Source organism: Marinobacter guineae, assembly GCF_002744735.1.
In the GTDB taxonomy this organism is placed as follows: domain Bacteria; phylum Pseudomonadota; class Gammaproteobacteria; order Pseudomonadales; family Oleiphilaceae; genus Marinobacter; species Marinobacter guineae.
Map to the genome: position 1 here is coordinate 1,110,058 of NZ_KZ319339.1, position 14,178 is coordinate 1,124,235.

15 protein-coding genes are annotated in these 14,178 nt (G+C 57.7%); 10 read left to right on the forward strand and 5 right to left on the reverse strand.

The features are described 5' to 3' along the window. Window positions 1-15: 15 nt before the first annotated feature. Together CLH62_RS05015 and CLH62_RS05020 are read right to left on the reverse strand one after the other, a co-directional pair. Window positions 16-312, reverse strand: coding sequence for a hypothetical protein (locus tag CLH62_RS05015; RefSeq protein WP_099617022.1), 297 nt, complete (start codon window positions 310-312; stop codon window positions 16-18). Between the two features lie 91 nt (window positions 313-403). After that, window positions 404-655, reverse strand: coding sequence for a hypothetical protein (locus tag CLH62_RS05020; protein ID WP_099617023.1), 252 nt, complete (start codon window positions 653-655; stop codon window positions 404-406). 182 nt (window positions 656-837) lie between these two features. Here CLH62_RS05020 and CLH62_RS05025 point away from each other — a divergent pair, with 182 nt between their 5' ends. Further along, window positions 838-2,109: an alkane 1-monooxygenase gene (locus CLH62_RS05025; protein WP_099617024.1), complete on the forward strand. Its 1,272-nt coding sequence runs from the start codon at window positions 838-840 to the stop codon at window positions 2,107-2,109. A 140-nt stretch (window positions 2,110-2,249) separates the two neighbouring features. On the opposite strand, the gene CLH62_RS05030 is transcribed toward CLH62_RS05025, so the two are convergent. Together CLH62_RS05030 and CLH62_RS05035 are read right to left on the reverse strand one after the other, a co-directional pair. After that, complete coding sequence (locus tag CLH62_RS05030) at window positions 2,250-3,029, reverse strand: crotonase/enoyl-CoA hydratase family protein (protein WP_099617025.1); 780 nt, start codon at window positions 3,027-3,029, stop codon at window positions 2,250-2,252. A gap of 97 nt (window positions 3,030-3,126) precedes the next feature. Further along, window positions 3,127-4,929: an acyl-CoA dehydrogenase gene (locus CLH62_RS05035; protein ID WP_099617026.1), complete on the reverse strand. Its 1,803-nt coding sequence runs from the start codon at window positions 4,927-4,929 to the stop codon at window positions 3,127-3,129. Between the two features lie 257 nt (window positions 4,930-5,186). Between CLH62_RS05035 and CLH62_RS05040 the strand changes: the two genes are divergently transcribed. Then, a complete protein-coding gene (locus tag CLH62_RS05040) occupies window positions 5,187-6,182 on the forward strand; it encodes a GlxA family transcriptional regulator (RefSeq protein ID WP_099617027.1) in 996 nt (331 codons plus the stop codon). 111 nt (window positions 6,183-6,293) lie between these two features. Further along, window positions 6,294-6,458 carry a hypothetical protein gene (locus CLH62_RS21070; protein ID WP_170005754.1) on the forward strand — a complete coding sequence of 55 codons (165 nt, stop codon included), beginning with the start codon at window positions 6,294-6,296 and terminating at the stop codon, window positions 6,456-6,458. Between the two features lie 18 nt (window positions 6,459-6,476). Here the strand turns inward: CLH62_RS21070 and CLH62_RS05045 are convergent, their stop codons facing one another. Then, a complete protein-coding gene (locus tag CLH62_RS05045) occupies window positions 6,477-7,496 on the reverse strand; it encodes a CNNM domain-containing protein (protein ID WP_099617028.1) in 1,020 nt (339 codons plus the stop codon). A gap of 403 nt (window positions 7,497-7,899) precedes the next feature. Between CLH62_RS05045 and CLH62_RS05050 the strand changes: the two genes are divergently transcribed. From CLH62_RS05050 to ppnP, 7 genes are all read left to right on the forward strand, one after another. Next, window positions 7,900-10,701, forward strand: coding sequence for a monovalent cation/H+ antiporter subunit A (locus CLH62_RS05050; protein WP_099617029.1), 2,802 nt, complete (start codon window positions 7,900-7,902; stop codon window positions 10,699-10,701). Beyond that, on the forward strand, window positions 10,701-11,069 hold the full coding sequence (locus CLH62_RS05055; RefSeq protein WP_099617030.1) for a Na+/H+ antiporter subunit C: 369 nt from the start codon (window positions 10,701-10,703) through the stop codon (window positions 11,067-11,069). The genes CLH62_RS05050 and CLH62_RS05055 overlap by 1 nt, the downstream gene beginning before the upstream one ends. After that, window positions 11,066-12,583, forward strand: a complete 1,518-nt coding sequence (locus CLH62_RS05060) for a monovalent cation/H+ antiporter subunit D (RefSeq protein ID WP_099617031.1) — start codon at window positions 11,066-11,068, stop codon at window positions 12,581-12,583. Before CLH62_RS05055 ends, CLH62_RS05060 begins: the two co-directional genes overlap by 4 nt. Further along, complete coding sequence (locus CLH62_RS05065) at window positions 12,583-13,071, forward strand: Na+/H+ antiporter subunit E (protein ID WP_099617032.1); 489 nt, start codon at window positions 12,583-12,585, stop codon at window positions 13,069-13,071. Before CLH62_RS05060 ends, CLH62_RS05065 begins: the two co-directional genes overlap by 1 nt. Further along, window positions 13,068-13,337, forward strand: coding sequence for a K+/H+ antiporter subunit F (locus CLH62_RS05070; RefSeq protein WP_099617033.1), 270 nt, complete (start codon window positions 13,068-13,070; stop codon window positions 13,335-13,337). Before CLH62_RS05065 ends, CLH62_RS05070 begins: the two co-directional genes overlap by 4 nt. Before the next feature lie 39 nt (window positions 13,338-13,376). Beyond that, the gene (locus CLH62_RS05075; RefSeq protein WP_099617034.1) at window positions 13,377-13,709 is read left to right on the forward strand and encodes a Na+/H+ antiporter subunit G; all 333 of its coding nucleotides are present in this window, start codon (window positions 13,377-13,379) and stop codon (window positions 13,707-13,709) included. 95 nt (window positions 13,710-13,804) lie between these two features. Further along, a complete protein-coding gene (gene ppnP, locus CLH62_RS05080) occupies window positions 13,805-14,086 on the forward strand; it encodes a pyrimidine/purine nucleoside phosphorylase (protein WP_099617035.1) in 282 nt (93 codons plus the stop codon). The last annotated feature ends 92 nt before the right edge of the window (window positions 14,087-14,178 follow it).

Consider the following 14,178-nt stretch of genomic DNA (forward strand, 5'->3'; position numbering starts at 1 on the left):
GATCCGGCCTATCAATTACTGCTGTGTGGCGTCTTCGTAGCCTTCTTCCATAGAGTCACCTGCTTCCTCGGCGGCATCACCCATTTCATCAGCGGTGTTCTCGGCACCTTCCTCCAGTTCTCCGAGGGCTCCCTCGTCCTGACCGGTAGCTTCTTCATAGGTTTCTTCGACTGAATCACCGGCATCTTCCATCATTTCGCCGGCATTGTCCGCAGCCTTTTCGACATCGACACCTTCGTCGTCTTCAGAGCTGCAGGCGGCCAGGCCCAGCGTCATAACCATCAAAAGCGCACCCAGTGTGAGCTTGTTCATACCATGTCCCTCTATTGGTAAGTATTTACAACGTGAAACAGGGTACGGCGAGGCCCGGCATAAAGACAATTACCGGGTGATTACCCTTTGGTTAATCAGCGCTGTCTGCCAGCAGCCGACCATCAATGGTGATGACGTGATCGAACGGAAGCATGGTGCCTCGTCCGAGCACCAGGAAGTCCTGTCCTGCGCGACTGCAAAGATCACGAATAACATCGTGCACCGTGCATATCTGGCCGGCGCTGTCCCGGTAGACCACCTCAGTCAGCTGCCCTGAACCCATATATTCCCGAAGCATGCCCTGAACTGAATATGAAGCCGTAGCGGAGGACAAATGTGGCATGGCTGATTCTTCCCTGTCGTCGAGCTCTTGTTTTCCCCAAAGTCTGGCTCAGAAAACAGGATTTCGCCAAAGGCATGATATTTGTCATTTTGCGCCAAGCTGCTCCACCCTGATTGGTGGTCGTTGCATTGCCAGATTGTCCGACATAAATTGGAGTTACGCGCATCGAATGGGAGAGAACAATGAATGCCAAAACCCGTGACAATCTGGAATCACATCAAGTGGCTTCGCCAGCAGACGCTGCCCCAACCGGCACCTGGAAAGATCCGAAAAGGTACATGTGGCTGATGGGCCCGGCCCTGCCGGGCATCGGACTCGCCGCCCTGACCGGCTACGCCCTGGCCCCTAAAAAACTCAAAGCCCTGGCCTGGACCGGGCCCGCGCTGGTACATGCCATCATTCCGGCCCTGGACCGGGCCATTGGCGAAGACCAGAGCAACCCGCCGGAATCCGCCGTTAAGACGCTGGAACAGGACAAGTACTACGACCGGATCGTGAAGGCCTTTATTCCGACCCAGTACGCCATGACCTTTCTGGGCGCCTGGCTGGCCAGCCGCAAGAATACGTCTCTGGACGATAAAATCGCACTAACGCTTACCGTTGGCGCCATCAATGGTGTCGGCATCAACACTGCCCATGAGCTGGGCCACAAGTCGAACAAGCTTAACAAGCTGTTGGCGATGGCGGCTCTGGCACCCACCGGATACACCCACTTTGTTGTCGAGCACAACTTTGGCCACCACAAGCGGGTAGCGACGCCAGAGGACCCCGCCAGCAGCCGGATGGGCGAGAGTTTCTGGAAGTTCCTGCCACGGACTGTGATTGGCGGTATCAAGTCATCCATCAGGATTGAGAAGGGGCGGCTTGAGCGCAAAGGTAAAGGCTTCTGGAGCCTGGACAATGAGTTGCTCCAGGGCTGGGCCATGAGTGCGGGTTTCTTTGGTGCGACAACGTTGGTTTGCGGACCTCGGGCAGTACCTTTCCTGGCGGCGCAGGCGGTGTATGGCGCGAGCTTGCTGGAGAGCGTGAATTACATTGAGCACTATGGTCTGCTGCGCCAGAAGAACAAGAATGGCAAGTACGAGCGCACCCAGCCGGAGCACAGCTGGAACAGCAATCATATTGTGACCAATCTGTTCCTGTATCAGTTGCAGCGGCACTCGGATCATCATGCGCACCCGCAACGCAGCTTCCAGGCCCTGAGGCATTTTGAGAAGGCGCCGCAGTTACCGGGTGGTTATGCCTCGATGCTGTTGCCGGCCTACTTGCCGCAATGGTGGTATGAAACCATGGATAAGCGGGTGATTGACCACTACGAGGGGGATCTGAGCAAGATCAACTGGGATCCGGATCGGAAGGAGGAGCTGATGGCCAAGTATGCGGATTACGCGGCAGATGTGGCTGCTGAGGCGAAGGCTCGGCGGGAAAAATCAGTTTCGGAGGAAGCTGCCTGAGAAATCCGCTTGCGTGCCGGCGGGCAACTGGCCCCTTCTCCCGGGACACGCCGTGAATACGTCCATGTAGGCTTGAGTGCAGCATCCCTGCTGCACACAGTCCCGGGAGAAGGGGCCAGTCGCCCGCTCATAGCTCGGTGCTACCTTCCTTTAAAAACAGCCACTCTCCTTTCGAGAAAAGACTGGATGCCTTCCTTCACATCCTCACTCGCCATAACCGGTTGCAAATCCGGAAACAACCGTTGCTTCGCCACTTCCTGCCCTTCGCTGACCGCGATCTTCGAGGATTTCAGACTGCCCTGAACCCCTAGCGGGGCAGCTTTTGCAATCTTCTCGGCGATTTCAAGCGCAACGGTGAACTGCTCGCCGGGTTCCACCAGTTCCTGAATCAGGCCCCACTGGTGCGCCTGCTCGGCGCTCCACTCATCACCCGTCAGCAGGTACCGCTGGGCATTGCCCCAGCCGATTTCACGCTGCAAGCGGATGGTGGCGCCCCCGCAGGCGAAGATGCCGCGTTTTACTTCCAGTTGGGCGAAGCGCGTGCCTTTGGCCGCGACGCGAACGTCGGTGTTAAGCATCATCTCAACGCCGCAGGTGAAACAGATACCCTGGGCGGCGAAGACGACCGGTTTGCTTAGGCCTTCTCCGGTAATGTGGAACGGATCCAGCTCGCCCTCGCCTGGCTCGATGCCTTTGCCATTGGCAAACACGCCTGCCCAGTCGTCCAGTTGCAGGCCGCTGGTGAAGTGGTCGCCTTCGGCATACATCAGCCCGACCCGTAGCTCCGGATCATTCTCCAGCTGGTAATAGGCCGCCGCGATCTGGTGGTACATCTCGCGGTTCATGGCGTTCATTTTTTCCGGGCGGTTCAGCCCGATCAACAGGATGTGGTCTTTCTTTTTAACGTTCACCAAAGCCATTTATCTTACCTTTTAAATCCTTTGTTATTCTTTGCAGGCCGCATCCAAGTTCGGTCGCGCTTACGCCAAGTATCAAAGGCCCCCGATAGACCTCAGGTCAGAACCACTCGGCCTTCATGTTCAGACAGGTATCGTCCTGATTGCGCAACAGAACCAGATCCTGCGCCACGGTTGGCAATTCCCAGTGGAAGAAGTACTGGGCCGCCTGGAGCTTGCCCTGATAGAAGTTGCGTTCGTCATCGCTGTTGGCTGAGCCCAAAGCATGGGCAGCCGCATTGGCCTGCCGGAGCCACATCCAGGCGACGATGATGTGCCCGAACAGGTGCAGGTAGCAGGAGGCGTTGGCCAGGGTTTTGTCGACCTCGCCGCCCATCAGGGATTTGCCCAGGCTTTGGGTGACTTTCACCGCCTGCTGCAGGGTTTCGCTCAGAGAGAGCGCCCACTGCTGGCAGCGGTCGGTGGTGGCCGCCTCGAGATCCACCTGCATTTCCTGCATCAGCAATTGCAGGCCGTGGCTCTGGTCCTGCCAGATCTTACGACCGAGTAGGTCCAAGGCCTGGATACCGTTGGTGCCTTCATGGATGGGGTTCAGGCGGTTGTCGCGCCAGCACTGCTCTACCGGATATTCCCGGGTGTATCCTGCGCCACCATAGACCTGAATGGCCAGATCGTTCGCTTTGGGGCCGTATTCGGAAGGCCAGGCTTTGATCACCGGGGTGAGCAGGTCCAGCAGTTTGCCAGCTTCCAGGCGCTTCTGTTCGTCCGGATGGGTGTGCTGGTCGTCCATCAGCCGCGCGCCAAACAGGCACAGGGCCAGGCCGCCTTCGCTGTAGGCTTTCTGGGCCAGCAGCATGCGCCGTACATCGGCATGGTCAATAATGGGCACCTGCGGGGATTCCGGATTCTTTTCGCTGGCCCTGCGGCCCTGCAACCGGTCCCTGGCGTATTCCAGGCTGTGCATGTAACCGCGATAACCGATAACCGCAGCGCCAAAGCCGACGCCTACCCTGGCTTCGTTCATCATCTGGAACATGTATTTCAGGCCCTGGTGGGGTTCGCCAACCAGGTAGCCGTGACAGGGGGCGTCGTCGCCGAAGCTCAGGGCCGTGGAGGTAGTGCCACGGTAGCCGAGTTTGTGGATCAGGCCGGCCAGGCTGACGCCATTGCGTTCTGTAGGATTGCCCTCCTGGTCCACCCGGAACTTGGGGACGATGAACAGGGAGATGCCCTTCACACCCGCCGGGGCGCCTTTGATCTTGGCCAGCACCATATGAACGATGTTGTCGGTGATCGACTGTTCGCCGCCCGAGATATAGATCTTGGCGCCTTTGATCAGGTAATGCCCCTCGTCGGTGAGCGTTGCCGAGGTGCGGATATCCGCCAGGGAGGAGCCGGCGTGGGGTTCAGTGAGTGCCATGGTGCCACTGCAGCGGCCGCTGAGCATGTGCGGCAGGAAGGTGGTTTGCTGCTGTTCGTTGCCGAATACGCGGATGAGGTTTGCCGCGGCAGTGGTCAGGAACGGGTAACCCGCAGTGCCGGGGTTGGCGGCGGTGAAGAAGCCGTTGCAGGCGGCCATAACCGACTCCGGCAGTTGCATTCCGCCCAGGTCGTAGTCGTAACGCCCGGCGATGAAGCCGGCCTCGGCGTAGGCGTCGAAGGCTTCTTTGACCTGCGGCAGCATTTCGACCTGGCCGTTGACGAACCTGGGTTCGTCCTTGTCGGCGGCACTGTTGTGAGTCGCAAACTTTACCCGGGCCATTTTGTCGGCGGTTTCGATGACCGCGTTGAAGGTGTCGCGGTTGTGTTCGCGGAAGCGCTCACGGGTGGTGAGGTTTTCGGTATCGAGAACTTCATAGAGCTGGAACGCCAGGTCGCGGCGGTCGATCAGGGTGTCGGTCATTCTTGGTCTCCTGTTTGTAGCCAATAGCCTCTCATACCTTGTTTTTTCTGGGAACCGGCGCTTATGACATAATCATGGTCAATATCGCCAAACCTTGATCTTACATTGATTCAACTGGCACTCGGCGGCCGGCCGCCAGCGGGGCATACCCTCCCGGGACACGCTGTGAATGCGTCCCTGTACGCTTGAGTGCAGCATCCCTGCTGCACACAGTCCCGGAAGGGTATGCCCCGCTGGCGCCTTACTTTGGAGTATGTATGCGGAGCGTTTCTGTAATCGGTTTCGATGGCGCTTTAGCCAGTGCGATAACCGGAATTATTGATCTTTTGCGGCTTGCCGGGGTTACCTGGGCGAGGATTAACGGAGAAACGCCGGTACCTCAGTTCTCAACGCAACTGCTAACCAAAGACGGAGCACCCTGCCGTTGTATAAACGGCCTGACCATTCAGCCGGATGGGGCATGGAGCGTTCGGCAACAGACAGACAAAAACGCTGATCTAGTCATAATTCCAACCATTGGTGGCTCCATTGATCGAGTGCTGGCTGAAAACCCGGAATTGATTGAATGGCTTGGCAACTTTCAGACGTCAGACGCCGGCCAGGTTCGCTTGGCCAGCAACTGCACGGGCGCTTTCATGCTGGCGGAGGCCGGTTTGCTGGATGGGCGGCAGGCGACGACTCACTGGGGGTTCAGTAACCAGTTTCGGCAGCGTTATCCGGCGGTGGATCTGCAACCGGACAAGCTGGTGACGGTGGACGGGTACGTTGCCTGTGCAGGGGGCGGGATGGCCTGGTGGGATCTGGGAATTTATCTGGTGGAGCGCTATGCCGGGGCTCAGGTGGCACGGGAGTTGGCGAAGGCGTTTGTGATTGATGCCGGCCGGACCAGTCAGGCGCCATACAGCGCCTTGCAGGCTCGGAGATACCATTCGGATGCCGCCATTCTGAGGCTTCAGGAGTGGCTGGATGGCCATTTCAGTCATCCTGTGACTCTGCAGTCTCTGGCTTCGCTGAGCGGGCTGGCTGAGCGTTCACTGATTCGCCGGTTCAAGGCGGCGACGGGGGATACGCCAACCAGTTACCTGCAAGTTCTGAGAATTGAGGCGGCGCGGCAGCACCTGGAAAATTCCCGGGTGGCGGTTGAGGAGGTTACCCGGTTAGTGGGGTATGAGGACGTCAGTTCCTTCAGCCGACTGTTCAGAAAACACACCGGTCTGGCGCCAGGGGTGTACCGCTCCAGATTTGGGCGCTGATCCTGGTAGAACCGCGTTCTGGCGCGGGTTATGCATCGAATTTTCCAGAAGGCCAGGTTCCGGCCGGTAACGTAAAGAATACCGACAGGTTTACATATGGGGAGGTCCGCCATGAGCGCACCAATGAAGCAAAGCCAGGCAGACATTCTGAACCGGCTTTACGATATGAAACGCAAACAGATCGAAAATGCCCTCCAGCAGGGAAACAGCTTTCGCTGTCAGGTTCTTGAAGCAGAAGCCGAGGCTATTTCACACGCACTGAAGACTGTTCGCTAGCCATTCCCGGCCCATTCATCAGGAGCCATATTTTTTCAGACGACGGCTCCAGCGCTGCTTCGCGTAACGGCGAAGGTTAGAGACATTATCGGTTTCGTCCATGATCTCGGTGCCCAAAAGTGTCTCTAATATGTCCTCCAGCGTCACTATTCCCAGCCAGGTTCCGAGCTCGTCATAAACCACGGCCAGGTGTTGCCGCTCTCTCAGCATGTCCGAGAACAGAAATTCGATATTGGTGTTGCCTTTAACCCGCTTGATTTTGCGCATATGTTCCAGAAGGTTCACATCGGCATCCAGGTTGATCAGATCCGCCCGGTGGAGGTATCCGAGCGCCTCTCCATCTTCATCTATTACCGGATAGCGGGAGAACGGTGATCTTCCGACCTTCTCTCTGAACTGCCCAACCGTGACATCCGGGTCAACGAATTTGCACACCGTTCTGGGTGTCATCACGGAGCTGACCTTGATTTCATGGAATCGGAGCACGTTCTGGATCATCCGCCGCTCGTCTTCATCCAGAGCCTGCTGATCCCGGCCGATCTCGGCCAGCGCGCTGATCTCGGCGCGTATATCAACGTCTGCTTCACCAGATCCGATTCGACGGGTGATCTGTTTGGAGAGCCAGATGAACGGCAACAATGCCTTGATCATAAACCCAAGAACAGCTGGCAGCTTCGGCGCAATGGAGCGCCAGTACTTGGCACCGATGGTCTTCGGGATAATCTCGGAGAAGAACAGGATGGCGAGGGTCATCACTGCTGACGCGGCCCCCACCCACGCCTCTCCAAAAACCACCGCCACCTGGGCGCCGACACCAGTTGCACCTGCAGTATGAGCCACGGTGTTGAGTGTGAGGATTGCCGAAAGCGGGTCATCAACATCGTCTTTGAGCTTACGCAACTTGGCGAACAGCTTCGGGCTGTCCTTTTTAAGTGAGGCGATATAGCTCGGCGTAACCGACAGGAGCGCGGCTTCGAGGATTGAACAGAGGAACGAAAAGGCAATGGAGATAACTGCGAATGCAATCAGGAGCGTCATAAGGACCTTGGCGTAACTAAGGGGCAGAAATTTTATCGAACTGATATCCGATTCACCACAAGCAATGAATAATGGCCTTTGAACTCTTGATCAATAGCAAGTTGACTTGACCTTCCGGACGGGCCACGTATCATCGGACTTCAAGTTTTACTGACGGAGCAACCATGACCGCAAGGTCCTTCGGCTGCAATAGCACTATCCGCCCACCTGTTACCGCTGACATCGCGCGGCATCGGGGACGTCTTCCGTACTTCCCGGACCCGCCCGCTTCCTGCTGATCCACCTCACCGCCCCCTCCGTAATGGCACCGGAACACATTATGCAGGGATGCTGGCAGGAGACTAAACTCTGGCAAACATGCCTCTGATACTCACTTAGAAAAAAAACCAATAACGAGGTTGCGATGTCGCTACCGCTGGTTGTTTTACTGCCCTTTCTGGGCGCCCTGGCCGCACCCCTGTTCGCCCAGGGCGGTCGAACGGCGATTGCCATAGCGTCGTCGGTTCCCGCACTGATTGCCCTGGCAGCCCTCTATCCTCACTGGCAAACCCTGGCTGACGGCGGAGTGGTTCTGCACAGCTATGAATGGTTGCCGGCCCTCGGCCTCTCTTTCAGTTTCAGGCTGGACGGGCTATCCCTGCTGTTTGCCCTGCTGATACTGATTATCGGGCTGCTGATCATCCTTTACTCCCGCTACTATCTCAAAGCCCACGAGAATGTAGGCAAGTTCTACGCGCTTTTGCTGTGTTTCAAGGGCTCGATGCTGGGCATTGTGCTCTCCAGCAACCTGCTATTGATGATGATCTTCTGGGAGCTGACCAGCCTGACATCGTTTCTGCTGATCAGTTTCTGGACCCACAAACAGGACGCCCGGCGAGGTGCCCGTATGGCGCTTGCTGTGACCGGTGGTGGTGGTCTGGCCCTGCTCGCCGGCATACTGATCATCGGCAACATTGTTGGCAGCTTTGAGCTCGACGATGTACTGGCGGCCGGCGACCAGATCAAGGCACACGCCCTGTACCCGGTTGCCCTGACCCTTGTTCTGCTGGGCGCGTTCACGAAATCCGCCCAGTTCCCGTTCCATTTCTGGCTGCCCCACGCGATGCAGGCACCCACGCCGGTTTCTGCCTACCTGCACTCTGCCACCATGGTGAAGGCGGGTATCTTTCTCATGGCGAGGCTATACCCGGCACTGGCGGGAACCGAGCAGTGGTTCTATATGGTCAGCTTTACCGGCATGGCTACGCTGCTTCTGGGCGCCTACATCGCCATGTTCAAGCATGATCTGAAAGGCCTGCTGGCCTATTCCACCGTAAGTCATCTGGGACTGATTACCCTGTTGTTCGGTATGGGCACCGAACTTGCCGCCGTTGCCGCGGTTTTCCATGTGATCAACCACGCCACCTTCAAGGCCTCCCTGTTCATGGCCGCCGGAATCATCGACCACGAGACCGGCACCCGGGACATGCGCCGTATCAACGGGCTGTGGCGGTATATGCCGCACACCGCTACTCTGGCTATGGTTGCCGCCTCTTCCATGGCCGGTGTTCCGCTGCTAAACGGGTTCCTGAGCAAGGAAATGTTCTTCGCGGAAGCCCTGCAATTAAATCTGCCCGGACTCTGGGCCTGGCTACCTCCGATTGTGGCAACGCTTGCGGGAATTTTCGCCGTCGCCTATTCCGCACGCTTTATCCATGACGTTTTCTTTAACGGCAAGCCTGTCGATCTGCCGATCTATCCGCCCCACGAGCCACCCCGTTACATGAAGTTCCCGGTCGAGATCCTCGTGTTTGCCTGTATCATGGTCGGGATATTCCCGGCAGTATCCGTTGGCCCGCTTCTGTACATGGCCGCATCGGCCACCCTGGGCGGGAACGTGCCTGATTACCAGCTTGCGATTGTGCACGGCTTCAATCTTCCCCTGCTGATGAGCTTTGTGGCGTTTTTCGGTGGCCTGCTTATGTACAGTCAGCGTCAGCGCTTCTTCAACTTCCACGCCCGGTTCCGGGAGATTGACGAGAAGGCCGTGTTTGAGGCGATCATTTCCCGGATTGTGGATCTCGCCAACCGGTTCACCGCCCGGGTGGAAAACGGCTCCCTCCAGCGTTATGCGATGTTGCTGGTCGTCAGTGTAATTGCGGTTGCTGCCTTGCCGCTCATCAACCTCGGGATATTTATCGGGGAGAGCGGGTTCAGCCCTGTGGACTGGCCCACCGCCATCCTGGCCGGCACTTTGATTCTCTGCGCCATCGCCACCGCCGTAATGCATCGAGAGCGGTTCTACGCACTGGTGTTGCTGAGCGTGGTTGGATTGATTGTGGCCCTGGCATTTGCCCGCTTCTCGGCGCCAGACCTTGCGATGACACAGCTGTCGGTGGAAGTGGTCACCATTGTTCTGCTGATGCTCGCGTTGTACTACATGCCGTCCTGGACCCCCGTCGAAACCTCCAATGGGCGGCGGTTTCGCGACATTGTCATTGCTCTGGCAGCGGGAACCGGCATGACACTGGTCACCCTCGCCATGCTGACTCAGCCCTTCACTTCCATCTCGGATTTCTTCCTGGAAAACAGCAAGCCGGGCGGTGGTGGCACCAACGTGGTTAACGTCATTCTCGTCGACTTCCGTGGCTTTGATACCCTGGGCGAGATCACCGTTCTGGCCATCGCAGCCCTGGGCATTTACGCCATGCTCAAGCACACTGCCCTGACACCACCACCGGGCGATGGCCAGGGCCATCCTTGGACACGTGATGCCTACCCCCTGATGCTCCGACAGATCGCCCGCCCGATGCTGCCACTGGCACTGATGGTGTCGGCCTTCATCTTCCTGCGGGGCCATAACATGCCAGGCGGTGGCTTTATCGCCGGCCTGATCACCTCAGTCGCGCTGATTCTGCAATACATTGCCAGCGGTATGATCTGGACTCAGGACCGGATTCCCCTCCGCTACCACAACGTCATCGGCCTGGGCCTGCTGTTCGCCACCATCGCCGGTGCCGGCAGCTTCGCGTTCGGCTATCCGTTCCTGACCTCAACCTTCGGTTACATTACCTGGCCCGTAGTCGGTAAATTTGAGGTCGCTTCCGCCATGGTCTTTGACCTGGGCGTCTACCTGACGGTTATCGGAGCCACCTTGCTTGCCCTGGTGAGCATTGGCCGGCTGTCACCTCACTCCGCCATCAAGAGTAAAAAGGAGAGTGCGTAATGGAGCTTGTTTTCGCACTGGTCATCGGCGCCCTGACAGCATCCGGCGTTTACCTCGTTTTACGGGCGCGCACCTTCCCTGTGGTGGTGGGCCTTACCCTGCTGTCCTACGGAGTGAACCTCTTTCTGTTTTCCAGCGGCCGGCTGGCAACGGGGCAGCAACCTGTTATCGGTACAGCGGCAAACTATTCCGACCCACTTCCCCAGGCGCTGGTGCTTACAGCCATTGTGATCGGCTTCGCCATGACCGCTTTCGTTGTTGTGCTGTCACTGCGAAATCTGGCGGATAATGAGGACGACCATGTGGATGGCCAGAAACCCTATAAATCACCTGCCCCCGAGGAAGAAGAGGAGGTAACCGGTAAATGAACCACTGGCTTACCGCTCCTATTCTGATCCCTCTGCTCGGTGGCATCCTGCAGGCCTTGATGGGTTACGCCCCCATCAGCCTGCGCCGCACGCTGGCCCTGGCCACCACCGTTCTGATGCTGGTCTCGGCCATCATACTGTTGGTGCTGGCAGACGACGGCAGCTACCGGATTTACGCCTTCGGAAACTGGCAGCCGCCGTTTGGCATTGTCCTGGTTCTGGACCGGCTTGCCGCCCTGATGCTGATCCTGACCGCTGTTCTGGCCCTGTTCTGCCACCTCTACGCCATCGGTGGCGCCGATGAAGGCAACCGCCAGTTCCACGCGCTGTTCCTGTTCCAGCTGATGGGCCTGAACATTGCCTTTCTCACCGGCGACCTGTTCAACCTGTTTGTCGCCTTCGAGGTGCTGCTCATAGCTTCTTACGGCCTGTTGATGCATGGCGGAGGGACGGTAAGGACTGTTCCGGGCCTGCACTATGTCGTGCTGAACCTGGTTGGCTCCGCGATATTCCTGATCAGTGTCGGCATGATCTACAGCGTCACCGGCACCCTTAACATGGCCGACCTTGCGGTCAAAATTCCCGAGGTCTCCGGTGAAAACCTGAATATCGTCAAGGCCGGCGGCATGATGCTGCTGGTGGTGTTCGGGTTGAAAGCCGCCATTCTGCCCCTGTGTTTCTGGCTGCCACGCGCCTATTCGAAAGCCACAGCCCCAGTCGCTGCCCTGTTCGCAGTGATGACCAAAGTCGGCGTTTACGCCATTTTGAGGGTTTATCTGCTGATATTTGGCGACAATGCTGGCGAACTGGCCAACCTCGGGATGGACTGGTTGTTCCCGATTGCCCTCGCCACCCTGGCTATGGGTGTTATCGGCGCTCTGGGTTCCGGCAGCCTGAAGACACTGGTCGCCTGGCAGGTGATCATTTCGGTGGGCACACTGCTGGCACCGGTGGCTCTGGGTTCCGAGGCCGGTCTTTCAGCCGCCCTGTTCTACCTGCTGAGTACCACCTGGACCGTTGGCGGGCTGTTTCTTGTCGCGGAGCTGGTGGCCAATCAGAGGGGCACTGCCGACGACCGGATCATCACCGCCCCACGGATGCGAAATCGTACGTTCCTGAGTGTTCTGTTCCTGATTGGTGCTGTTGCCGCAGCCGGCCTGCCGCCCCTGAGTGGTTTCTTCGGCAAGTTGCTGATCCTGCAGTCCGTTGAGCCGGGAACCGAAATGGCCTGGCTGTGGTCAGTGATTCTGATCGGAAGCTTCCTGACTGTCATTGCCTATAGCCGCGCAGGGAGCATTGTTTTCTGGCGAACCGTAGACGGCCACCTGGAAACGCCCGACCCGCTCAATGGCCGAATCTCTGTTGCAGCCGGAGCACTGACCGCCCTCGCAGTTGTGATGGTGGCCCTGGCCGGACCAATCACACGCTATACCGATGCGACAGCAGCCCAATTGTATGATACTGACGCCTACATCGAAATCTTGCAGACCCCCATGGTCGGGGAGGATAACTGATGCTTGATCGCCTGAGTTTTCCACAACCCTGGTTGAGCCTGATCCTGTTCACTACCTGGCAAATGCTCAGTGATGGCGTATCTGGAGGCAGCATTGTTTTGGGGCTGATTCTGGCTTGGCTGATACCTCAGTTGACCGCCGGCTTCTGGCCCGAACGCCCGGCCTTCGTCAAAGCCTGGCGCATGCCAGCCTATCTGGCGATCGTTCTCAAGGATATTGTGGTTGCCAGCTTCTCGGTGGCCCGCCTGATCCTGAGCCCGCGCCAGCCGAGGCCCATCTTCGTCTGTTATCCGCTGAAGCTTGAGCATCCTCTGGCCATTTCCATGCTTGCCAGCACCATTTCGCTGACGCCGGGAACCGTAAGCGCGGATGTCAGTGATGACAACAAAACCCTGTTGATCCATGCGCTTGACGCCGGGAGCGACCAGGAGGTCATTGACGCCATACACAACCGCTACGAGAAGCTGTTGATGGAGATGTTCCAATGATAACGGTCACCCTCTACATCACCATTGCCATGGTTATCCTGGCTGCCCTGCTCAACGTCTACCGGCTGATCAAGGGCCCGGACGCACCTGATCGGGTGTTGGCACTGGACACGCTCTATATCAACGCCATTGCCCTGATTATCCTGCTCGGCATCACACTGGGAACGCGAATGTACCTGGAGGCAGCTCTGCTTATCGCTGTCATGGGCTTTGTCGGAACCGTGGCCATGGCCAAATACCTGAAACGGGGCAGCGTCATTGAATAGCACCGCCCCCAACCAATCATCTCGTGGAGGACATTGACCATGAGCCCCATCGCGGAAACTCTCATTTCTGCCCTGCTGCTACTGGGGGGCGCCTTTACCCTGATTGGCGCCATTGGCCTGGCGCGGCTACCAGACTTTTTCACCCGCCTTCACGGGCCGACCAAGGCCACGACCGTTGGCGTGGGCGCCATCATGCTCAGCTCGGTGATCTATTTCAGCGCCAGGGGCGAGGGCGTCGGCATTGCGGAGATCCTGATTACCGTGTTTCTGTTCATGACAGCGCCTGTGAGCGCGAATATTCTGGCCAAAGCTGCCATGCACATAGGCGTGAGTACGATGGTAGAGACCGAAGGCAAACCCTGGGACCAGTGAATCGGCGTAACCTGATACTGGCCGGCATTTTGTCATTGGACTTGAAGAGTTTTGCCGTATAGTAGGCCCCCAAACCTTTTCGAGGAGCCCAGCATATGCTGAAAGTAAATGAGTATTTCGACGGCAAGGCCAAGTCCATTGCCTTCCAGACCTCTACCCTGCCAGCCACCGTTGGTGTGATCAGCCCGGGCGAATACGAGTTCGGCACCAGCAAAAAAGAAACCATGACGGTGATCAGCGGCGCCCTGACGGTTCTGCTTCCGGGGATGGAAGAATGGATGACCTACGGCGCCGGTGAAAGCTTTGACGTTGCAGGCCAGGCCAGCTTCAAGGCCAAAACCGATATCGATACCGCCTACCTCTGTACCTACCAGTAACAGACCAGATCGCAGAGCGAAACAAAGCTTTTACCTAAGCATCGGTTCGCTCTGCATTTTTTTCACTTTCCATGGTTCCTGTTTCGCCCAAT

Bases quoted from the DNA above. Each gene is read 5' to 3' on its own strand.
- CLH62_RS05015 (WP_099617022.1), bottom strand. From the start codon at position 312: ATGAACAAGCTCACACTGGGTGCGCTTTTGATGGTTATGACGCTGGGC.
- CLH62_RS05020 (WP_099617023.1), bottom strand. From the start codon at position 655: ATGCCACATTTGTCCTCCGCTACGGCTTCATATTCAGTTCAGGGCATG.
- CLH62_RS05025 (WP_099617024.1), top strand. From the start codon at position 838: ATGAATGCCAAAACCCGTGACAATCTGGAATCACATCAAGTGGCTTCG.
- CLH62_RS05030 (WP_099617025.1), bottom strand. From the start codon at position 3,029: ATGGCTTTGGTGAACGTTAAAAAGAAAGACCACATCCTGTTGATCGGG.
- CLH62_RS05035 (WP_099617026.1), bottom strand. From the start codon at position 4,929: ATGACCGACACCCTGATCGACCGCCGCGACCTGGCGTTCCAGCTCTAT.
- CLH62_RS05040 (WP_099617027.1), top strand. From the start codon at position 5,187: ATGCGGAGCGTTTCTGTAATCGGTTTCGATGGCGCTTTAGCCAGTGCG.
- CLH62_RS21070 (WP_170005754.1), top strand. From the start codon at position 6,294: ATGAGCGCACCAATGAAGCAAAGCCAGGCAGACATTCTGAACCGGCTT.
- CLH62_RS05045 (WP_099617028.1), bottom strand. From the start codon at position 7,496: ATGACGCTCCTGATTGCATTCGCAGTTATCTCCATTGCCTTTTCGTTC.
- CLH62_RS05050 (WP_099617029.1), top strand. From the start codon at position 7,900: ATGTCGCTACCGCTGGTTGTTTTACTGCCCTTTCTGGGCGCCCTGGCC.
- CLH62_RS05055 (WP_099617030.1), top strand. From the start codon at position 10,701: ATGGAGCTTGTTTTCGCACTGGTCATCGGCGCCCTGACAGCATCCGGC.
- CLH62_RS05060 (WP_099617031.1), top strand. From the start codon at position 11,066: ATGAACCACTGGCTTACCGCTCCTATTCTGATCCCTCTGCTCGGTGGC.
- CLH62_RS05065 (WP_099617032.1), top strand. From the start codon at position 12,583: ATGCTTGATCGCCTGAGTTTTCCACAACCCTGGTTGAGCCTGATCCTG.
- CLH62_RS05070 (WP_099617033.1), top strand. From the start codon at position 13,068: ATGATAACGGTCACCCTCTACATCACCATTGCCATGGTTATCCTGGCT.
- CLH62_RS05075 (WP_099617034.1), top strand. From the start codon at position 13,377: ATGAGCCCCATCGCGGAAACTCTCATTTCTGCCCTGCTGCTACTGGGG.
- ppnP (WP_099617035.1), top strand. From the start codon at position 13,805: ATGCTGAAAGTAAATGAGTATTTCGACGGCAAGGCCAAGTCCATTGCC.